Source organism: Variovorax sp. RKNM96 (genome assembly GCF_017161115.1).
In the GTDB taxonomy this organism is placed as follows: domain Bacteria; phylum Pseudomonadota; class Gammaproteobacteria; order Burkholderiales; family Burkholderiaceae_C; genus Variovorax.
Genome location: NZ_CP046508.1, coordinates 2,918,932 through 2,940,475, shown reverse-complemented (window position 1 = coordinate 2,940,475; position 21,544 = coordinate 2,918,932). Strand labels below are relative to the sequence as shown.

Below are 21,544 nucleotides of genomic sequence, written 5' to 3'. Positions count from 1 at the left end.
GGTAGCAGCGCATGCCCGCCGTTTCATCCCGGGGCCGAGGACGCCGCACGATCAACGAGATCAACATGGTCCCGTTCATCGACGTGATGCTGGTGCTGCTGATCATCTTCATGGTCACCGCGCCGCTCATCACGCCGAGCGTGATCAACCTGCCCTCGGTCGACCGCGCCAACAAGCAGCCCGACAAGCCGATCGAGATCGTCATCAAGAGCGACGACGAAGTGCAGATCAAGAAGGACCCGTCCACTGGCAACACGGGCAGCACATCGATCCCCATGACCCAGATCGGCGCCGCGGCCAAGCAGGCCCAGGGCGGCGACGCCCAGCGCCCGGTGGTCATCAGCGCCGACAAGTCGGTGAAGTACGAAACCGTCGTGAAGGCGATGAACCAGCTCAAGCGCAGCGGCATCGAGCGCGTGGGCCTGTCGGTCACCACCACGGGCGGCAAATAAGGCATGTCGCTCGCACTGGATCGCCCCGAGTTCGCGCCACCGGCGCAGCGCGGCACGCCGCGCGCCGTCGTGCTCGCCCTCATCGCGCATGCGCTGCTGATCGCGGCGCTGACGTGGGGGGTGCGCTGGCGCAGCGACGCCGACGAAGGCGCCGTCGATGCCGAGCTGTGGTCCTCCACCGTGCAACAGGCTGCACCGCGCCTGTCCGCACCGGAGGCACCGACGCCCGCTCCCGCGCCGCCTCCGCCTGCGCCGACGCCACCACCGCCTCCCGCCGCCAAGGCCCCCGAGCCCGCACCCGCGCCGAAGGCCCCTGACATTGCCCTGGAGCGCGAGAAGAAGCTCAAGGAGCAGAAGGAACAGAAAGAGCGCGAGCTAGAGCAGCAACAGCAAAAGAAGAAAGAGCTCGAAGCCAAGCAGCGCGCCGAAGACGAGGCTCAGCGCAAGAAGGAGCAGCAGCAGAAGCTCGCTGACCAGAAGAAGCAGCAGGAGGCCGATGCCAAGCAAGCCGAAGCCAAGAAGGCCGAGGCCGCTGCGAAGCAGGCCGCCGCCGACCGCGCGGCGATGCTCAAGCGCATGCAGGGTCTCGCGGGCGCGAGCGGTGCCGAGGACGCCAAGGGCAATGCGCTGCGCTCCTCGGGACCATCGAGCGGTTACGCCGGGCGCATCGCCGCGGCGGTCAGGCCCAACATCACCTTCGACAACAGCACCGTGGACGGCAATCCCGCCGCCGAGTTCGCAGTGAATCTCGCACCCGATGGCACCATCGTCGGCGTGAAGCTCACCAAATCGAGCGGGCTTCCGGCCTGGGATGAGGCCGCCGAGCGTGGCCTGCACAAGACCGAAAAAGTGCCACGCGACATCGACGGACGCATTTTTCCGTCGCTCATCGTGACGCTGCGTCCCAAGTAGATTCCGGCTGGGGCGCGCCTAACGCGCAGCTAAGAAAACGAGGGCCTTCCGGGTGACGGACACGTCACCCGGAACTCGATAATCGGGGGCTCATGAATCCCAATGGCCGCATCCGCTACGGCAGCAGCCCGCTGCTCGCCAGCCCCACCCCCGTCTGGCGCAGCAAGTTCATCGTGGCCAGCATCGCCTTCGGCTTCGTGCTGCTGGCCGGCCGGGCCGCGTATGTGCAGGTCTTCAACCACGACTTCTTCCAGCACCAGGGCGAGGTGCGCTACCAGCGCACGCTGGAGCTGCCCGCGAACCGCGGGCGCATCCTCGACCGCAACGGGCTGATCCTCGCCTCCGACATCCCGGCGCCCAGCATCTGGGCCATTCCCGAGGACATCGAGCGCGACGACCCCGCCGTGCAGGCCAAGCTCAGGCAGGCGGCCAAGCTGCTCGGCATGCCGCAGAAGGAGTTCGACAAGAAGCTCGAGGACGAGGACAAGAGCTTCGTCTGGATCAAGCGCCAGGTCGATACCGCCGTCGGCAAGCAGGTCGCCGAACTCGGCATCAAGGGCCTTTATTTGCGCCGCGACTACCGGCGCCAGTACCCCGAGGGCGAGGCGGCCGCGCACCTGGCGGGCTTCACCAACGTCGAGGACATCGGGCAGGAAGGCGTCGAGCTCGCCTTCAACAGCGAGCTGGCCGGCAAGGCGGGCTCCCGCCACGTCATCAAGGATCGCCTCGGCCACATCGTCGAGGACACCGAAGACCAGGTGCCGCCGACCGATGGCCACGACATCCAGCTGAGCATCGACGACCGGGTGCAGTTCACCGCCTACGAGAAGATCCGCGATGCCGTGGTCGCCAACAAGGCCCGGGCCGGCAGCGTGGTGGTGGTCGATGCCGAAACGGGCGAACTGCTCGCCATGGCCAACTACCCGAGCTACGACCCGAACGACCGCCGCAACCTCACCGGCGAACAGCTGCGCAACCGCGCGATGACCGACGTGTTCGAGCCGGGCTCGACGATGAAGCCGATCACCATCGCCACCGCGCTGCAGCTCGGGCGCGTGACGCCGCAGACCATCATCGACACCAACCCCGGGCGCATCACCGTCACCGGCGCGACGATCCACGATGACGAGAACTTCGGCGTGCTCACGGTGCAGGGCGTGATCCAGAAATCGAGCAACGTGGGCGCCACCAAGATCTCGCAGCGCATGACGGCGCAGGAAATGTGGGACTCGTTCACCGCGCTCGGCCTCGGCCAGAAGCCGCAGACGCCCTTCCCCGGCGCGGTGACCGGGCGCCTCAGACCCTGGAAGTCGTGGCGGCCGATCGAGCAGGCCACCATGTCGTACGGCTACGGTCTCTCGGCGTCGCTGTTCCAGATCGCGCACGCCTACACGGCCTTCGCGCACAACGGAGAAGTCATCCCGGTGGGCCTCCTGAAAAGCACCGACACCGATCCGCGCGGCGTGCAGGTGTTCTCGCCGCAAGTCGCGAGCGAGGTGCGCAAGATGATGCACCTGGCCGCCGCGCCCGGCGGCACCGCGCCGCTCGCACAGACCGAAGGCTATTCGGTCGGCGGCAAGACCGGCACCGCGCACAAGCAGGTCGGCAAGGGCTATGCGAGCAACAAGTACCGCGCCTGGTACACCGGCATGTCGCCGATCGACAAGCCGCGCATCATCGTCGCGGTGATGATCGACGAGCCCGGCGCGGGGAAGTACTTCGGCGGACTGGTCGCAGCGCCGGTCTTTAGCCAGGTGGTGCAGCAGACGCTGCGCATCCTGAACGTGCTGCCCGACCTGCCGGTGGCCTCCATGGCGCACTGATGGCGCATTGATTCACCGCCCTCGTTTAGGATCGTCGGCAACTCATTGCTGGCGCTCCTGACATGGTCGACACCCCTCCTGCCGTTCGCCTCGAAGACCTGGCCCCGCTCCCCTACCAGCAGGCCCTGGCCGCCCATCTGCAGGCGAACGAGCCCGAAGTCTGGCGCTGGGCCGCCTCCGCCGAGGCGCGCGAGGAGCATGCCGCGGCAGTCCGCGCGGACCTGCTGCGCAATTCGTACCGGCTCGATGCCGACGCCCATCCCGAGCTGCATGCGCATTGCAACGCGGCAGCGCAGCGCCTGGGCATCGCGGCCCGCATCGCGCTCTACCAGGCAGGCGACGGCACGATGAATGCCACGCTCTTCTTCCTGCCGGGCGAAGCGCACATCGTGCTCTCGGGTCCGCTCCTGGAGCGGCTGCAGGGCCCCGAGCTGCAAGCCGTGCTCGGCCATGAACTGGCGCACTACCTGCTGTGGGAGCGCGACGGTGGCAAGTACCACGTGGTCGACCGCATCCTGCAGGCCGCGGCCGCCGATTCCCGCGCCGACGCGAGCCACCTGCATGCGACGCGCCGCTACGGCCTCTACACCGAGGCCTTTGCTGACCGCGGCGCCTGCATCGCCTGCGAAGCGCTCGAACCCGCGGTGACTGCGCTGGTGAAGGTGCAGACGGGCCTGAACCAGGTCAACGCCGCGAGCTACCTGCGGCAGGCTGACGAGATCTGCGCCGCGCCCGAACTCCAGACGCGCGGCACCAGCCACCCCGAAGTGTTCGTGCGGGCACGGGCGCTGCGCCTGTGGACCGAGCGCCAGCCCGAAGCCGACGAATGGCTTGCCGGCGCGCTCGAAGGCCCGCTGGACCTCGCCACGCTCGACCTGCTCGGGCAGCAGCGCGCCGATGCGCTGACGCGAGAGACCATCGCCCAGTTGCTGCAGCGGCCCTTCCTGCAATCGGAATCGCTGCTGGCCCACGCGCGCCGCTTCTTTCCGAACTTCGCGCCGCCCGCCAATCCGATGCCGCCACCCGGCCCTGTGCCTGCCGGCGTGCACGACTACCTGGCCAGCGTGCTGGTCGATTTCGTCGCAGCCGACCCCGAGCTCGACGACATCACGCTCGCCGCTGCGCTCGGCCTCGCCGAAGCAATGGGCTGCATCGATCAGCTCGAAGAGCGCGTGGTGAAGGACATGCGCTTTCCCAAGCGCAGCCTCACCCGCGTGAAGCGCGATGCCGCGACCTTGCTCGAAAAGGCCGCCGCCCAGCATCTGCAAGGCGCCTCCGCATGAACGCCACCGTCGCTCCTTTGCTGCAGCTGCTGGACACCGCCGACACCCACGGCGGCCTGCAGACCGACGACGTGCTGAGCCTCGTGCTGCCGCTGCTGCGCGAAGTGTCCGCACTGCACGAGCAAGGCAAGGTCGCCGCGCTCGGCAGCGCCTTCGCCTACCGCGTCGACGACACGCCCGCCCTCGTGCTCGTTCAGCCCGAAGGCGCCGAGCCGCGCCAGAACCGCGAGGCCATCGCGCCGCTCGAGGCGCCCGCCGCCTCGGTGCTGCGCGTGGTCGGCGAACACCGCGTGACGCTCGATGCCGACGAGGGCGTCTCGGTCGAGAACCTCGCGCTCATGGCCGACGCCGCGCCCGATGCCCTGCCGACCCGCCCCGTCTACCTGCCCGGCTACACCGCCTGGGAATTGCGATTCGCACACCACGACGCGCTGACCGACATCCTCTGCCTCGGCCAGGTGCTCGCCAGTCTCTCGTGCGGGCTCGACTTCAACGACGGCGAGGAACTGGCCCGCTTCGTCGCGGGCCGCGGCAACCTGTTCGCGCTCAACCGCCGCCTGCACCCGGTGGTGGCCGCGGTGATCGGCGAGATGACCGCGCTCGACCGCCACGAACGCGCGCGCGACCTGCCCTCGGTGATCCGCCGGCTCGAAACCTACCGCGACCAGCCGCTGGACCTCGGCCTCGACCGCATCGCGCCCGCGAAAGACGGCGCGGGCCAGCGTCGCCAGGCGATCCGCGTGCACCTGCGCGACCGCCTCTTCGACCTCTCGCGGCGCAATCGCCTGCTGCACTTCAAGCCGAGCCAGACGCATGTGAACCTCACGGTGGCGAGCGTGCCGCTGGTGGTGGACATCAAGAACATCCGCGTCGACCAGCTCTGCATATGGGACGGCCGCTTCGCGAGCGACATCGCCACCTGCGACCCGGTGCCGCTCGCGCGCTGGCTGCGTTTCGAAGACCAGCCCTACCTGCCGGGCGCGCTCGACCGCATCCTGCAGGAGGCGCGGCGCGACCGCTCCGAATACGGCTTCTCGCAGCTCTCGCTGGTCATCGCCTTCCTGCGCTGGCACAACCTGAAGGAAGGGGAAGCCGAGCGGGCCGAACGCATCGCCTCGCCGCTCCTGATGCTGTCCGTCGAACTCACGCGCAAGAAGGGCGTGAAGGACCAGTACCTGCTCGAAGCCGCCTCGAGCGAGGCGCAGGTGAACCCGACGCTCCGGCACCACCTGCGCCAGCTCTACGGCATCGTGCTGCCCGAGACCATCGACCTGCGCGAAACCACCATCGAGCAGTTCCACGCCCAATTGGCCGCGCAGATCGCGGCAAGCGAGCCCGGCGTACAGCTGCGGCTGGTGAAGCAGCCCGAGATCGAGCTGATCCACCAGCGCGCCCGCCAGCGGCTCGAGCAGTTCAAGCGCCGCACCCGCGTGCGCAACCCCGGCGCGCAACCGCTTATGGCGCAGGACTTCAGCTATGCGAAGGACGACTTCCGCCCGCTGGGCCTGCAGCTCTATCACGCGAAGGTGCGGCCGGTTCCGCTGACGCTGCGTGGTGCGGTCGGTGCACGGCCGATGCCGCGCGCGCCGCAGATGGCGTCCACCGCCGCGCAGACCGAGCAGCAGACCTATTCGCTGCACGAGAGCACCGGCAATCCGTACCAATGGGACGTCGACCTCACTTCGGTGACGCTCGGCAACTTCAACCACCGCAAGATGTCGCTGGTGCGCGACTACTCGGCGCTGAGCGAAACCGAGATCGCGAGCGATGCCTTCGACCGCGTGTTCTCGCTGCAGCCGCGCCAGGTCGATGCCGAGACGCCGGCCGCGCTGCCGCTGGCCGACCAATGGCCCGTGGTGCAGGCCGATGCCACGCAGACCGCCGCAGTGGCGCTCGCGCGCACGGGCACCAGCTACATCATCCAGGGGCCGCCGGGCACGGGGAAGTCGCAGACCATCACCAACCTCATTGCCGACTACGTGGGCCGAGGGCAGCGCGTGCTTTTCGTCTGCGAGAAGCGCGCGGCCATCGACGTGGTGTTCCACCGCCTGCGGCAGCAGGGGCTGGATGAGCTGTGCTGCATGATCCACGACTCGCAAGGCGACAAGAAGGCCTTCGTGCAGAACCTCAAGAAGACCTACGAGCATTGGCTCACGGCCCCCGAGGAACTGGACGCCGAGACCCGCGAGCGCACACAGCTCGTCGACACCATGGACGCCGACCTGAAGGCGCTCTCGCGCTTTGACGCCGCGATGCGCGAAGCGCCCGAGCACCTGGCCGTGGCGGTGCGCACGCTGATGGCGCGGCTGATCGCGCTCAAGTCGCACGACCCCGCGCTCACGCCGTTGCAGGCCGAGGCGCTGCCTGCCTTCGCGGCATGGCGCCAGCACGAGGATCTGGTCGCGCGCCTGCACCTCGCGGTCACCGAAAGCCTCGGCGTGCCGTACCTCGCGCAGCATGCGTTCGCGCAACTCGCGCCCGTGCTGCTGCGGCAGGAGCGGCCGCTGGCGCGGCTGGTCGAACTCAGCGACCGCGCGGCTGAACAGATCGGGCCGCATCGCGATGCGTTGACCGATGCCTGGCCACCGCTGGGCGACACCCCCACGCTCTGGGGCGATGCACTGGCCGTGGTGGCCGACGCGCGCCGTGTTTCTGCCCTCGCCGCGCGCGGGCATCTCTCGCTGCTCGACACCGCGCACCCCACGAGCCTTGCGTTCGGCGAGGCGATGGCGCAGCGCCGCGCGTTGCAGCAGGTGCTCAAGGAAGCACTCGAACGCACGAACCACTGGCGCGACAAGTTCTCGCCGGGCGACACCGAAGCCGGCCTCGCCCAAGCCAAGGCGCAGCAAGGCTCGCTGCTGCGCTGGCTCCAGCCCTCGTGGTGGCGCCTCTCGGGCGAACTCAAGCGCCGCTACGACTTCGCGAAGCACGCGGTACGCCCGCAACCGAGCCAGGTGCTCGAGGAGCTGCTGGCCGAGCACACGGCCCGCGCCGCCGTCGGCAAGCAGGCCGCGCAGATCGAGGCCACCTACGGTTGCACCGACCCCGACGACTTCGTGCAGCAGCTCGATGCCCTGCGCCGCGGCGATGCGACCGGCAACAACGTGCGCGCAGCCTTCCACGCGCACCTGCGCACCGAACCCGGCGCAAGCCGCAATGTCGAGCGGCTCTCGGCCCTCGGCGAACGCACCGACGCGCTCGATGCCCTGTGGCACGACCTGCTCGACGACCCGGCTGCCCAGCCGCTGGCCTCGCTCGAAGCGCTGGCCCGCACGCTGCGCGAACAGGCCGACACCCTGCCGACCGTGCTGCCCCATCTGCAGGAACTGGCCGATGCCGACCCAGCCCTGGCCAAGGCCCTGCGCACGCTGCCGCTTGCACCCGAGGCCATCGAATACGCCGTCGCACGTGAAGGCCTGGAGCGCGTCTACCGCACCGAGCGCTGGCTGCCGCGCTTCGACAGCGCTGCGCTCGCGCGCCATGCGCAGCGCCTCGCCGAGGGCGAGCGCAAGCTGCTCGACCGCAACGCCCGCACCCTCGCGGCCGCCGTACGCCAGCGCTTTCGCGACCATGTGCAGAAAAGCGCCCTGCCCGCGAGCCAGCTCGACGCCGGCGGCAAGCTCTTCAAGAAGAGCTACAACGCGGGCCGCCGCGAGCTCGAACACGAGTTCGGCAAGACCATGCGCTACAAGGCAATCCGCGAACTTGCCTCGGGCGAGACCGGCCAGGTGGTGCGCGACATGAAGCCGATCTGGCTCATGAGCCCTCTCTCAGTGTCCGACACGCTGCCGCTCGCGGCCGATCTCTTCGACGTGGTGATCTTCGACGAGGCGAGCCAGATCCCCGTGGAAGAAGCCGTGCCCGCGCTCTACCGCGCGCCGCAGATCATCGTGGTGGGCGACGAGATGCAGTTGCCGCCGACGAGCTTCTTCTCCTCGGGCCGCGACCCTGAGGACGACACGGTGTCGGTGGAGGACGAAGGCGACCGCATCGCCGTGGTGCTCGATGCCGACAGCCTGCTGAACCAGGGCGCGCGCAACCTGCCGGCCACGCTGCTGGCCTGGCACTACCGCAGCCGCTACGAATCGCTGATCGGCTTTTCGAACGCGGCCTTCTATGCGGGCAACCTCTTCACCATTCCGGACCGCAGCCTCCCGGCGGATGCGCGCGAGGAGATCCTCGTGCAGTCGCGCAACCCGACGGAAGAGTCGGTGGCTGCCAACGTCGACGCCCTGCTCTCGCGCGCCATCAGCTTTCACCGCGTGACCGATGCGGTGTACGAGAACCGCATCAACGACGGCGAGGCGCGCCACATCGCGCAGCTGGTGCGCGAACTGCTCAAGCGCGAGACCGGGCGAAGCCTGGGCATCGTCGCGTTCTCCGAGGCGCAGCAGACCGAGATCGAGGCCGAGCTCGATGCGCTGGGCGCCATCGACAACGACTTCGCCGCGCGGCTCGAAGCCGAGTACGTGCGCGAGGAAGACGACCAGTTCTGCGGCCTCTTCATCAAGAACCTGGAGAACGTGCAGGGCGACGAGCGCGACATCATCATCCTGAGCATCTGCTACGGACCGAACCCCGAGGGGCGCATGCTGATGAACTTCGGGCCGATCAACCAGCGCGGCGGCGAGAAGCGGCTCAACGTGATCTTCAGCCGTGCGCGGCACCACATGGCGGTCGTCTCGACGATCCGCCACGAGGCGATCACCAACGACCACAACGAAGGCGCCGCGGCGCTCAAGCAGTTCCTGCGCTATGCGGAGTGCCTGTCGCGCGGCGATTCGGCGACCGCGCGGCGCGTGCTCGAAGGCATGAACCCGCTCACCCGCGGCAGCGGCGCGCAGCATGCGCGTGCCGATGAAGTGACGACGCAGCTCGCGGCCGCGCTGCGCGCGCGCGGCCATGCGGTCGATGAACAGGTGGGGCAGTCGCGCTTTCGCTGCGATCTCGCGCTGCGTGCACCGGAGGCCGGGCACTATGCGCTGGGCATCCTCGTGGACACCGCGACGCACTACGAGAACCGCAACGTGCTCGAGCGCTATGTCTCGCGGCCTCGCGTGCTCGATGCGTTCGGATGGCAGGTGGTGCAGGTGCTGGCCAAGGACTGGCTGCATGCGCCGGAGGCCGTGCTCGAGCAGATCGAGTCGGCGCTCCGGAAAAAGGGCAACAAGGGCGGTGTGGCTGTCGAGCCGGCCGCCCCCGAGGTCAGCGCGCCAGGCTCAGCCGCTTGACGTCGAGCTCGGCCTTGTTGCCGACGAGGTCCTTGTCGAACTCGCCCGTGATCTCGACGCGCACCTTGTCGTCGATCTTCACGCCGGCCGGGAAGTGCTTGGCATCGATCTCCACCTTCATGCGGCCGGTGTCGTCGGCGAAGGTGTAGTGCTCGCCGCCATCGTGCGAGACGATGAAGCCGCGCAGCGTGGCGTGCTGGTCGTCCTTGCCGGTGTCGAGCAGTTGCTTGACGCTCATCGTCGGCACGCTGCTCGGGCCGGCGTACTGGGCGAAGGCGGCGGACATCGCGAGCGACATGCCGAGCGCGAGCGCGGCGGTCTTCAGGGTCTTGGTCTTGATCTTGGTATGGGTCATGGCAATCGTTCCTCCTCGAACAGCCTGGTTGTGAAGAAACAGATGGACGCCGTACGCGCCCAAATGTTCCACGACCCTCGAAATCCAAGGGCCATTCACTCGTAGACGATCAGCGCCTTGCCCGCCTCCGCCTGGGCCGTCCAGCTCGCGAGCGCGGCATCGGTCGGGAAGAACTTGGCGCGCTCGCCCAGCTGCAGCTCGACCTGCGCACCGCCACGCGCCATCGACAGGCGCACCGGCAGCCCCTGCACGAGGTCGCCGACTTCCGTCTGCTCGGTGCGAGGCGGAAAGTCCTTCACCAGCCGCGCGATGTCGGGCGCCTTGCCGTTCACCGCCACGCGCAGGAACTTGCCGAAGCGGCAGCGCGCCGTCGCGAGGTCCCACACCTGCTGCACCTGGAAGCGCGCCTCGAAACCGCCGCGCGCGGGTTGTAGCCGGCCGCTCACGATGACGAGTTCATCGTCCTTCAAGGTGTTGCGGTTGGCGTTGATGAGCGCCTCGTCGGCCGTCGCATCGATGGCCTCGGACTTGTCGTCGAGCTTGAAGATCGCGAGCCGCCCGCGCTGGCCGTTGATCACGCGGAAGTCGCTCACGATGCCCGCGATGACCTGCTGGTCGCGGCTGTCGAGCAGGTCGCCGATCTCGCGCTTGCAGAAGCGCCGCACCTCGTGCGAGACCTCGTCGAACAGGTGGCCCGAAAGGTAGAAGCCGATGGCAGTTTTCTCGAGGGTCAGACGCTCCTTCACGCCCCACGGCGTGGCGTCGACCAGATCGGGTTCGGCAGTGGCAGAGCCGTGTTCGCAGTCGCCGAAGATGTCGACCTGCGAGGCGTTGGCCGCCGTCGCGCTGGCGAATTCGAAGGCGCGGTCCACCGAGGCGATCAGCGCGGCGCGGTTCTGCTGGATCGCGTCGAACGCGCCGGCCTTGATGAGCGCCTCGACCGTGCGCTTGTTGATCCGCTGGCGGTCGATGCGCACGCAGAAATCGAACAGGCTCTTGAACGGCCCGCCCTCCTCGCGCGCCCGCACCACAGCCTCGACCGCGAGCTGGCCCGTGCCCTTGACGGCACCTAGGCCATAGCGGATCACCCGGTCGGTGACCGGCTCGAAGCGGTAGTTGCCGCGGTTCACGTCCGGCGGCTCGAAGGTGATGCCGAAATTCTTCTGGGCGTCTTCGAACAGCAGCTTGAGCTTGTCCGTGTCGTCCATTTCCACGGTCATGTTGGCGCAGAAGAATTCGGCCGTGTAGTGGACCTTGAGCCAACCCGTGTGGTACGCGAGCAGCGAGTACGCGGCGGCATGCGACTTGTTGAAGCCGTAGCCCGCGAACTTCTCCATCAAGTCGAAGATTTCGTCGGCCTTGTCCTGGGGAATGCCGTGCGTGGAGAGCGCGCCCGCGCGGAATTTCTCGCGGTGCTCGGCCATCTCCTCGAGCTTCTTCTTGCCCATCGCGCGGCGCAGCAGGTCGGCGCCGCCGAGCGAGTAGCCGCCCAGGATCTGCGCGGTCTGCATCACCTGCTCCTGGTAGACCATGATCCCGTAGGTCTCCGAGAGCATCTCGGCCACGGCCGGGTGCGGGTACTCCACCTCTTCGCGGCCGTGCTTGCGCGCCACGAAGCTGGGGATCAGGTCCATCGGGCCGGGGCGGTACAGCGCATTGAGCGCGATCAGGTCTTCCAGGCGCGTGGGCCGTGCATCCTTCAGCATGCCCTGCATGCCGCGCGATTCAAACTGGAACACCGCCTCCGTCTTGCCTTCGGAGAAGAGCCGATAGGTGGCTGCGTCCTTCAGTGGAATGTTCTCGAACGCGAAGTTCTCCTGGCCCTTGTGCCGCGCGACGATGAAGTCCTTGGCGATCTCCAGGATGGTGAGCGTGGCCAAGCCCAAGAAGTCGAACTTCACGAGCCCGATGGCTTCGACGTCGTCCTTGTCGTACTGGCTCACGGCCGAGTCGCTGCCCGGCTGCTGGTAGAGCGGGCAGAAATCGGTGAGCTTGCCCGGCGCAATGAGCACGCCGCCGGCGTGCATGCCGATGTTGCGGGTCATGCCTTCGAGCTTCTGCGCGAGCTCGACCAGCATGCGCACTTCTTCTTCCTTCTCGATGCGCTGCGCGAGCTGCGGCTCCATCTCGATGGCGTAGTTGTTCTTGTCGCCCTCGATCTTTTTCTCGGGCGGGTACTGCAGCGTGACCGACATGCCCGGCTTGTTCGGAATCAGCTTGCTGATGCCGTCGCAGAACATGTAGCTCATGTCCAGCACGCGGCCCACGTCGCGGATGGCGGCGCGCGCGGCCATGGTGCCGAAGGTGGCGATCTGGCTCACGGCGTTGCGGCCGTACTTGTCCTTCACGTAGTCGATCACGCGGTCCCGGTTGCCCTGGCAGAAGTCGATGTCGAAGTCGGGCATCGAGACGCGTTCGGGGTTCAGGAAACGTTCGAACAGCAGCTTGTATTCGAGCGGGTCGAGGTCGGTGATCTTCAGCGCATAGGCCACCAGCGAGCCCGCGCCCGAACCCCGGCCCGGGCCCACGGGGCAGCCGTTTTCCTTGGCCCACTTGATGAAGTCGCCCACGATCAGGAAGTAGCCGGGGAAGCCCATGTTCAGGATCGTGTTGATCTCGAACTCCAGGCGCTCCACGTAGCGTGGCCGCTCGGCATTGCGCTTGGCCTCGTCGGGGTACAGGTGCTTGAGCCGCGCCTCGAGGCCTTCGAACGATTCCTGGCGGAAGAACTCGCCGATCGGCATGCGCACGCCTTCGCTCACGAAGGGCGTCGGGAAGTCGGGCAGTTGCGGCTTGCCCAGCACCAGCGTGAGGTTGCAGCGCTTGGCGATCTCGACCGTGTTGGCCAGCGCGCTCGGCACGTCGGCGAACAGGGCCTGCATCTCGGCGGTCGACTTGAAGTACTGCTCTTCGGTGAACTTGCGCACGCGGCGCGGGTTGCCGAGGATCTCGCCTTCGGAGATGCAGACGCGCGCCTCGTGCGCCTCGTAGTCCTGCCGTTCGGCGAACTGCACCGGGTGCGTGGCAACCACCGGCAGCTTCAGGCGTGCCGCGAGCTTCACGGCGGCGATGACATGCGGCTCGTCTTCCGGACGGCCTGCGCGCTGCAGCTCGATGTAGAAGCGGTGCGGAAACATGCCCGCCAACTTCAGCGCCAGTTCGGCGGCGCGCTCTTCCTGTCCCTGCAGCAGCGGCACGCCCAGCGGCCCGGCCTGCGCGCCCGAGAGCACGATCAACCCACCCGACAGCTCCTCGAGCCATTCGAGCTTGCAGGCCGCCTGCGACTGGCCGCGGCCCACGTTCTGCGTCCAGGCGCGTGCCAGCAGTTCGGACAGGCTCAGGTAGCCCTCCATGTTCTGCACCAGCAGCACGAGCCGGGTGAGCACGCCGGGCTCCTTGCCCAGCCCTTCGATGAAGATTTCAGCGCCGATGACGGGCTTGACGCCCTTGCCCCGCCCCTGCTTGTAGAACTTGACCGCCCCGAACAGGTTGTTCAGGTCGGTGATGGCCAATGCGGGCTGCTTGTCGGCAGCGGCGGCCTTGATGACTTCGTCGATCCGGTTGGTGCCGTCGACGACGGAAAACTCGGTGTGCAGGCGCAGGTGAACAAACATCCGCCCATTGTAGAAACCGGCAGTCCACGATGTGGGTTGGCAATCCCTACAATCGCGCCCCGTGCAAGAGATTCTGAATATCGCGGCCTACAAATTCGTGGCCATAGACGACAGCCCCGTGCTGCGCGAAGACCTGCGTGCCCGCACCCAGGCCCTGGGCCTCATGGGCACCATCCTGCTGGCACCGGAGGGTATCAACCTGTTTCTGGCGGGCACCGCCGACGCCATCCACGCCTTCCTGGCCGACCTGCGCGCCGATGCGCGCTTCGCCGACCTCGAAACCAAGGAGAGCTGGTCCGCCGCGCAACCCTTCCGGCGCATGCTGGTCAAGCTCAAGCGCGAGATCATCCGCATGGACCACCCGGCCATCCAACCGGCTGCCGGACGCGCCCCGGGCGTCGATGCCTCCACCCTCAAGCGCTGGCTCGACCAGGGCCACGACGACGAGGGCCGCGAGATCGCCCTCCTCGACACGCGCAACGACTTCGAGGTCGACGAAGGCACCTTCGACGGCGCGATCGACTGGCGCATCACCAAGTTCACCGAATTCCCGCCCGCGCTGAAGGCGCACCGCGAGGAGTTCAAGGGAAAGACCGTCGTGAGCTTCTGCACCGGCGGCATCCGCTGCGAGAAGGCCGCGATCCTGATGCGCGAGGAAGGCGTCGAGCATGTGCTGCAGCTCGAAGGCGGCATCCTCAAATATTTCGAGGAAGTCGGCGGCGCGCACTACCACGGCGACTGCTTCGTGTTCGACGGCCGGCGCGCGCTGGCGCCCGACCTGAGCGCCCGCGCGGCCGATGCCAGTGCACGCGCGTCGGAAGACATCGACCTGGGCCGCGGCCTGAAAAAATAACCGGCAACCCTCATGCGCATCCTTCTGGTGGAAGACGAACTGGACATGGCCTCGTGGCTCATCCGGGCGTTGACCCAGAGCGGCTTCGTGGCCGACCACGCGCCCGATGCGCGCACCGCCGAGGCCTTCATGGCCGGCACCGAATACGACGCGATCGTTCTCGACCTGCGCCTGCCCGACAAGCACGGCCTGAGCGTGCTGGCCGACATGCGCGATGCCGACGACCGCACGCCCGTGCTCATCCTCACCGCGCAGGGCGCGTTGCAGGACCGGGTACGTGGCCTGAATCTCGGCGCGGACGATTTCCTCACCAAGCCCTTCGAGCTGGTCGAGCTCGAGGCGCGGCTGGCGGCGCTGGTGCGGCGCAGCCGCGGCAAGCAGCATCCGCGGCTGCAATGCGCCTCGCTCGCGTACGACAGCGAGAGCCACGCCTTCACGCTGCGCGGCGCGCTGCTGTCGCTCACGCCGCGCGAGCAGGCCGCGCTCACCGCGCTCCTGATGCGCAGCGGCGCACCGGTCGGCAAGTCGCAGCTCTTCGCCAAGGTGTTCACCAACGACAGCACCGCGGGCCCCGACGCCATCGAGGTGGTGCTGCACCGCCTCAGGCGCAAGCTCGCGGACAGCGACGTGCGCATCGTCACCGTGCGCGGGCTGGGCTACATGCTCGAGGGCATTGCCGATGGACCCGCAGCTTCCCCCGCCCCCACAGCCTGATCCGCACAGCGCCGAGCCCCGGCGCTTCGGCATCCGCGCGCGCCTGCTCGCGCTGCTGCTGCCGGGCATCGTCGGACTGATGGCGCTCGACAGCTGGAGCGACTACCAGGCGCTCACCGAATCGCTGGTGGTCGCCTACGACCAGAGCCTGCTCGAACCGGTGCAGGCGCTGGCCAACGGCATCGTGGTTGCGAGCGACGGCAGCGTGCGGGTGCAGGAGGCCTTCTCGGTGCAGGCGATGTTCGAGTCCACGCACCTGCGCTACAAGTACCTGCACGTGGGCGTGCAGCGCGTCGCCAAGGGCGAGCCGCTGGATGCGAGCGCGCCGCAGAACACGCTCATGGGCGTGCCGGCCCTGCCCCTTCCGCCCGGGCAGCCGCCCGATGGCACGCCGGTGTTCTACGACGCGGTGCACGAGCAGCATCCGGTGCGCGTGGCCGCGCTGCGCCAGACCGTCTACGACACCAGGCATCCCGGCGATGGCTGGAGCGTGTTGATCCAGGCGGCCGAGGGCACCGGTCCACGCCTGCAGGCCCAGACCGAATCGCTCAAGCAGGAACTGCTGCGCGACACGCGCATGATCCTGGTGGTGGCCCTCCTGGTGTGGCTGGGCGTGGCCTGGACGCTGCGGCCGCTGGAGCGCCTTCGCCGGTCGCTGCGCGAACGCCGGCGCGACGACCTGAAGCCGCTGGACGCGAGCGGCGTGCCGCAGGAAGTGGTGCCGCTGGTGGAAGCCGTCAACCACCATATCGCGGGCCATCGGCGCATGGTGGCGGAGCAGTCGCAGTTTCTCGCCGATGCCTCGCACCAGCTGCGCACGCCGCTGAGCATCCTGTCGATCCAGGCCGGCTATGCGGTGCGCGAGACCGACCCAGAACGCATGCGCGAATCGCTGCATGCCATCGTCGCGCAGCTGGCGCGCACGCGTCGCCTCAGCGAGCAACTGCTGTCGCTCGCACATGCAACCACCGAAGACGAGATCGCCGGCACCGAGCCCGCGGTGGTCGACTTGAGCGACATCGCACGCGGCGTGGTGCTGCAGTACCTGCCGCTCGCGCACGAGCACGACCAGGACCTGGGCTGGGTCGATGCGCGCGCCGAATCGGAGACCGAGGACGAGACCCCGGTGCTCCCCGTCAGGGCCAATGCCGCCGAGCTGCACGAGGCGCTCGCGAACCTGGTGCACAACGCCATCAAGTACACGCCGCGCGGCGGCAACATCACGGTGACCGTGCGGCGCGAGGCCTCGCACGCGCTGGCCGAGGTCTGCGACAGCGGCCCGGGCATCGCGCCCGAGCGGCGCGACAGCGTGTTCGAGCGGTTCCATCGCGACCCCGCCGCGGGCGCCGCCGGCGCACAAGGCGCGGGCCTCGGCCTCACCATCGCGCGCAGCTACGCGCGGAGAAACGGCGGCGAGATCGAACTCGACAACGCCGACACGCCGGAGAGCGCGAACGGCGGCGGCTTGCGCGCGATCCTGAAGCTCCCATTGGCCGTTTTACCTAGGGTTTCTGCGGGGTAGCGCTGTACGCAATTACACGTATTTTGAGGTTGTGTAGGCCTTTTGCGCTCTCATCGAAAGGCGATTGAAAGCCTCGATTCCTAGACTGCGCTCCTTCCAAATCGAAGGAGACTCAATGCACCCGCACGGTGAAGATCCGGCCTCGCACGCGCTTCGGCCCGCATCGAAATTCAAGAAGGATTACTACGGCGGCGCGTTGCTCGTGGTCATCGGCCTGGCGGCCGTCTATGCGGGTGTCGGCTACCGCGTCGGCGAGCTGGCGCACATGGGACCGGGCTTCTTCCCGGTGGCGCTCGGCGGCCTGCTGGCGCTGACGGGCCTGCTCATTGCCATTTCCGCGCGCGGCGACAAGCCCGCGAGCGAAGAGGCCGTGTCGCATGGTCATCCCGGCGGCATGCCCGACCTGCGCGGCGGCATCTGCATCATCCTGGGCATCCTCGCGTTCCTGCTGCTCGGCGAATACGGCGGCCTGCTGCCGGCGACCTTCGCGATCGTGTTCATCTCGGCGCTTGGCGACCGCGACAACACGCTGACCGAGGCCATCCTGCTCTCGCTGGCGATGAGCTTCATCGCGGTGGTGGTGTTCTGGTGGGCGCTGAAGCTTCAGCTGCCGTTGTTCCAATGGGGAGGCTGAAATCATGATCGGTCAATCGCTCCACGACCTCTGGTTCGGCTTCGGTGTCGCGTTCCAGGGCTCCAATCTCCTGTGGTCGTTCTTCGGCGTGCTGGTGGGCAACCTGATCGGCGTGCTGCCGGGCATGGGCGCGCTGCAGGCCATCTCGATCCTGCTGCCGCTCACCTACGCGATGCACCCGGTGCCCGCGATCCTGATGCTGGCCGGCATCTTCTACGGCTCGCAGTACGGCGGTGCCATCGGCGCCATCCTGATGAACATGCCGTCGCACCCGCCGCATGCGGTGACCTGTCTCGACGGGTATCCGATGACCAAGCAGGGCAAGGGCGGCGTCGCGCTCGGGGTGACGATGATCGCGTCGTTCTTCGCGGCGTCGGTCGGCATCATCGTGATGATCTTCGCCTCGCCGCTCTTGGTGCAGATCGCGTTCAAGTTCGGCCCGACCGAAATCTTCTCGATCATGCTGCTGGGCCTGCTCGCCGGCTCGACCATGTCGCGCGGCTCGCCGCTCAAGGGCGTGGCGATGACGATCTTCGGCCTCCTGTGCGGCGTGGTCGGCACCGACGTGAACAGCGGCAGCTTCCGTTTCGCGTTCGGCCTGCCCGAACTGAGCGACGGCCTCGAGCTGGTGGCCATCTCGATGGGCCTCTTCGGCGTGGCCGACTTCCTGCTCAACGTGAACCGCATGAAGGCCATCGGCGACACGGGCACGCTCAAGCTGAGCGACATGCGCCCGAGCAAGGAAGAACTGAAACGCGCCTTCCCCGCGATGATCCGCGGCACCATCGTCGGCACGGTGTTCGGCGCGATGCCCGGCACGGGCCCGACCATCACCACCTTCATCGCCTATGCGCTGGAGCGCAAGGTGTCGAAGACGCCCGACAAGTTCGGCACCGGCATGATCGAAGGCGTGGCCGGCCCCGAGGCCTCGGCCCACTCGAAGACGCAGGTCGACTTCATCCCGACGATGAGCCTCGGTATTCCGGGCGACGCGGTGATGGCGCTGATCCTCGGCGCGCTGCTGATCCAGGGCATCCAGCCCGGCCCGCAGCTCATCACCGAGCACCCGGACATCTTCTGGGGCCTGATCGCCTCGTTCTGGATCGGCAACGTGATCCTGGTGGTGCTCAACGTGCCGATGATCGGCGTGTGGGTCAAGCTCCTGAAGGTGCCCTACAAGTACCTGTTCCCGGCCGCGATGTTCTTCATTGCGACGGGCGTCTACAGCACGCAGAACAGCCTGTTCCAGATCTGGGAAGTGCTGGTGTTCGGCATCGTCGGCGCGGTGCTGATGACGCTGGAGTTCTCGGTCGCGCCGATCCTGCTGGGCTTCGTGCTCGGGCCGATGGTGGAAGAGAACTTCCGCCGCGCGCTGCTGCTCTCGCGCGGCGACATGTCGGTGTTCGTGACGCGGCCGATCAGCGGCACCTTCATCGGGCTGTGCGTGCTGTTGCTGCTCGGCGTGGGCTACTCGGCATGGCGTGGACGCGCGGGCCGCAAGTCGGTGATCGAACTGCCGAAGGCGCCTGACGGCGCGCCGCCTGCAGAGGCCATCTCGCTCGGCGGCAAGTAAGCCAGGAAAGCCACCCAAAGAAAAAGGGCCCGATCAGTCGGGCCCTTTTTTCGTTCGCGCTTCTATTTGAGCTTCTGCGCGAACGGCAACATGCGTTCGCCGTCGGCATCGGTGTACACCACCGCCGGCGTGAGGCCCACGTAGCGCCCGCCCTCGTGCGGCCGGGCTTCCACGAGCTGCAGGCCGACGAGCTTGCCGCTCTTCACGTAGCGGGTCTCGATGTAGATGCCGGTCTGGCCCTTCTTGTTGATCGGCAGGGCGGCGACGGCTTCGTAGTCGTCGGTCTTGAGCAAGTGGGTGATGCGGTCCTTCAGGTGGAAGTCGTACCAGGCCTGTTCGTAGACCATCGACTCGCCGGTCTGCACATGCTTGAGCATGACCAGCAACTGCCGCTTGAAGAGCTTGAGCTCCTTCATGAGGAACTCGAAAAGATCGCCGTATTCGCCCGGTGCAACCTCGGGTGTCCGAAAAACTGCCATGTGCCTTGCTCCCTTTCTGGGATGTCGTTGGGACGGCGATCCCCTCGATCGCCGTTTGCGGGGCGCAGCTTACTACCCGCGTGTGAAGGACAGGTTCAGGTCGGCGTGGTGCCTGTGTCGGGTTCGCGCACGCCGAAGGGCTTGCCAGGCAGCGGAATGAATTCGGTCTCGCCGGGCACATGGCCCATGCGCTGCGCGGCCCAATCGGCACCGGCCTCGAGGATGCGCTCGCGCCGGCTCGAAACGAAATTCCAGGTGATGTAGCGCGGACCGTCGAGCGGCTCGCCGCCGATCACCATCAGGCGCACGGCCGTGTCGGCTGTCAGCACGGCGCCCTGCCCGTCGGGCAGCACCGCCATCGTGTGCGCGGGGATCGCCTCGCCGTTGACGCGCGCATCGGCATCGACGGCATAGATGGCCAGTTCGGGCGCCAGCGCGGGCAGCTCGAAGCTTCCGCCTGCCGGCAGCGCGATGTCGAGGTAAACGGTCTGCGCCAATGTCTTCACAGGAGAGCGCTGGCCGAAGGCCTCGCCCACCAGCACACGCACCGCGGCACCCTGCTCCATCAGCTCGGGAATCGCATCGGCCGGCGTGTGCTCGAAGCTCGGCTCGACCTCTTCATGCGCCTGTGGCAACGCGGCCCAGAGCTGCAACCCGTGGTTGACGTAGGTGTCGGCCTTCAAGCGCTCGGGCTTGCGCTCGGAGTGCACGATGCCGCGCCCCGAGGTCATCCAGTTGATCGCGCCGGGCAGGATCTCCTGCACGCTGCCGAGGCTGTCGCGATGCATCATCGCGCCCTCGAAAAGATAGGTGACCGTCGCGAGGCCGATGTGCGGATGCGGCCGCACGTCGTGCTCGGTGCCGGGCTTCTCGGTGGCCGGCCCGAAATGGTCGAAGAACACGAAGGGCCCGACCGAGCGGCGCTGCGCCGCGGGCAAGAGGCGCCTCACGTTGAAGCCACCACCCAGGTCCTTGTCGTGCGGTTGAAGCAATTGGGCGTGGGCGGTGGTGTCGGTCATCGGGGGCTCCGTGGGTGGCTGGGTTTTATCCGCGCGATCTTGCCACTGCAGCAATACGCTCGCCGAATGCGCGGGCTGTGTCGAAGTCGCCCTTGAACATCTCGGCCGGGCTCGCATCCGATGGCGATTGCGTCAAGAGGCCGCCGTAGCCGCCCACGTAGTTCATCGAATCGCGCGTGGCGGCCTTGTTGTTGGTCGGGAGGATCCCCATGCTGACCCAGATGCCGCTGTGCTGCATCGCAAGCGTCCACAGGTAGGCCATGGTCGTGACCTTGTCGCCGTTCATGGTGGCGCTGTTGGTGAAGCCGGCGAAGAGCTTGTCTTTCCAGCCCTGCGTGTACCAGACCTTCGACGACGCATCGGCGAACTTCTTGAACTGCCAGCTCACGCCGCCCATGTACGTCGGCGAGCCGAAGACGATGGCGTCGGCCGCAGCCAGCGTTTCCCAGCCGCCTTCGGGCAGGTTGCCGTCGGCGTCGATGGCGAGCAGCTGCGCGCCGGCCGATTCGGCCACGGCTTGCGCAATGCGCTGGGTGTGGCCGTAGCCGGAATGGAAGACGACAACGATGTTTGCCATGTTCGGGTGCTCCTTGTGTTTGTGTTCAGGGATGGATCAGCGCTTGTCGATACTGAAGCGGCCCGGGCCAAACGCGGCAAAAGCGAGCAGGCCACCGGCAATGGCGATGTTCTTGTTGAAGTTGATCTGCTGCATCATCTTCATCGCATCGGGTGCCGACCAGTACTTGTGGAAGAACAGCGCGGTGGCGATGGTGAACAGCGCCAGCACGATGGCGGTCCAGCGGGTCTTGAAGCCCAGCAGCAGCGCGATGCCGAAGCCCAGCTCGACGATGATCGCGATCGCGGCGCCCACTTCCGGCAGGGGAAGGCCCACCGAAGAGATGTAGCCCACTGTGCCGCCAAAGCCCATGAGCTTGCCGATGCCGGCGGGAATGAACAGGTATGCGACCAGGATGCGGCCGATCAGCGCCAGCGTGTCCTGGGCCGAGTTGGGGGTGGTGGTGGTTGCCATGGTTGAAAACTCCTCGGGTTGTTGAATGAAATACAGGGGACGGAAAAAAA

Annotated in this window: 16 protein-coding genes; 10 read left to right on the top strand and 6 right to left on the bottom strand. The window is 67.4% G+C overall.

The features are described 5' to 3' along the window. Positions 1-11 precede the first annotated feature (11 nt). From GNX71_RS13530 to GNX71_RS13510, 5 genes are all read left to right on the top strand, one after another. On the top strand, positions 12-452 hold the full coding sequence (locus GNX71_RS13530) for a biopolymer transporter ExbD (protein ID WP_206178787.1): 441 nt from the start codon (positions 12-14) through the stop codon (positions 450-452). A 3-nt stretch (positions 453-455) separates the two neighbouring features. After that, positions 456-1,364 carry a cell envelope integrity protein TolA gene (tolA, locus tag GNX71_RS13525; RefSeq protein ID WP_206178786.1) on the top strand — a complete coding sequence of 303 codons (909 nt, stop codon included), beginning with the start codon at positions 456-458 and terminating at the stop codon, positions 1,362-1,364. Between the two features lie 92 nt (positions 1,365-1,456). Beyond that, positions 1,457-3,187 (top strand): penicillin-binding protein 2, encoded by a 1,731-nt coding sequence (locus tag GNX71_RS13520; protein WP_206178785.1) that lies wholly within the window; start codon positions 1,457-1,459, stop codon positions 3,185-3,187. Between the two features lie 62 nt (positions 3,188-3,249). Then, positions 3,250-4,470 (top strand): SprT-like domain-containing protein, encoded by a 1,221-nt coding sequence (locus tag GNX71_RS13515; RefSeq protein WP_206178784.1) that lies wholly within the window; start codon positions 3,250-3,252, stop codon positions 4,468-4,470. After that, the gene (locus GNX71_RS13510; RefSeq protein ID WP_241027261.1) at positions 4,467-9,701 is read left to right on the top strand and encodes an AAA domain-containing protein; all 5,235 of its coding nucleotides are present in this window, start codon (positions 4,467-4,469) and stop codon (positions 9,699-9,701) included. Before GNX71_RS13515 ends, GNX71_RS13510 begins: the two co-directional genes overlap by 4 nt. Here the strand turns inward: GNX71_RS13510 and GNX71_RS13505 are convergent. After that, the gene (locus tag GNX71_RS13505) at positions 9,676-10,056 is read right to left on the bottom strand and encodes a NirD/YgiW/YdeI family stress tolerance protein (protein ID WP_241027260.1); all 381 of its coding nucleotides are present in this window, start codon (positions 10,054-10,056) and stop codon (positions 9,676-9,678) included. The genes GNX71_RS13510 and GNX71_RS13505 overlap by 26 nt on opposite strands. Positions 10,057-10,151: 95 nt before the next feature. After that, positions 10,152-13,670, bottom strand: coding sequence for a DNA polymerase III subunit alpha (gene dnaE / locus GNX71_RS13500; RefSeq protein ID WP_206178783.1), 3,519 nt, complete (start codon positions 13,668-13,670; stop codon positions 10,152-10,154). 61 nt (positions 13,671-13,731) lie between these two features. Here dnaE and GNX71_RS13495 point away from each other — a divergent pair, with 61 nt between their 5' ends. The 5 genes from GNX71_RS13495 to GNX71_RS13475 all read left to right on the top strand — a co-directional run bounded on the left by GNX71_RS13495 (position 13,732) and on the right by GNX71_RS13475 (position 18,966). Continuing rightward, entirely contained in the window at positions 13,732-14,523 is a 792-nt protein-coding gene (locus GNX71_RS13495) for a sulfurtransferase (RefSeq protein ID WP_206178782.1), read from the top strand. Between the two features lie 12 nt (positions 14,524-14,535). Continuing rightward, entirely contained in the window at positions 14,536-15,237 is a 702-nt protein-coding gene (locus GNX71_RS13490) for a response regulator (RefSeq protein WP_206178781.1), read from the top strand. Then, positions 15,203-16,759 (top strand): sensor histidine kinase, encoded by a 1,557-nt coding sequence (locus GNX71_RS13485; RefSeq protein ID WP_206178780.1) that lies wholly within the window; start codon positions 15,203-15,205, stop codon positions 16,757-16,759. Before GNX71_RS13490 ends, GNX71_RS13485 begins: the two co-directional genes overlap by 35 nt. 115 nt (positions 16,760-16,874) lie before the next feature. Then, the gene (locus tag GNX71_RS13480; protein WP_206178779.1) at positions 16,875-17,393 is read left to right on the top strand and encodes a tripartite tricarboxylate transporter TctB family protein; all 519 of its coding nucleotides are present in this window, start codon (positions 16,875-16,877) and stop codon (positions 17,391-17,393) included. A 4-nt stretch (positions 17,394-17,397) separates the two neighbouring features. After that, the gene (locus GNX71_RS13475; protein WP_206178778.1) at positions 17,398-18,966 is read left to right on the top strand and encodes a tripartite tricarboxylate transporter permease; all 1,569 of its coding nucleotides are present in this window, start codon (positions 17,398-17,400) and stop codon (positions 18,964-18,966) included. A 62-nt stretch (positions 18,967-19,028) separates the two neighbouring features. Here the strand turns inward: GNX71_RS13475 and GNX71_RS13470 are convergent, their stop codons facing one another. The 4 genes from GNX71_RS13470 to GNX71_RS13455 all read right to left on the bottom strand — a co-directional run bounded on the left by GNX71_RS13470 (position 19,029) and on the right by GNX71_RS13455 (position 21,521). After that, complete coding sequence (locus GNX71_RS13470) at positions 19,029-19,445, bottom strand: hypothetical protein (RefSeq protein ID WP_206178777.1); 417 nt, start codon at positions 19,443-19,445, stop codon at positions 19,029-19,031. 95 nt (positions 19,446-19,540) lie between these two features. Further along, positions 19,541-20,464, bottom strand: a complete 924-nt coding sequence (locus tag GNX71_RS13465) for a pirin family protein (RefSeq protein WP_206178776.1) — start codon at positions 20,462-20,464, stop codon at positions 19,541-19,543. A 25-nt stretch (positions 20,465-20,489) separates the two neighbouring features. Next, positions 20,490-21,041: a flavodoxin family protein gene (locus GNX71_RS13460; RefSeq protein ID WP_198787398.1), complete on the bottom strand. Its 552-nt coding sequence runs from the start codon at positions 21,039-21,041 to the stop codon at positions 20,490-20,492. A gap of 36 nt (positions 21,042-21,077) precedes the next feature. Further along, positions 21,078-21,521 carry a DoxX family protein gene (locus GNX71_RS13455; RefSeq protein WP_277401899.1) on the bottom strand — a complete coding sequence of 148 codons (444 nt, stop codon included), beginning with the start codon at positions 21,519-21,521 and terminating at the stop codon, positions 21,078-21,080. Positions 21,522-21,544 lie beyond the last annotated feature (23 nt).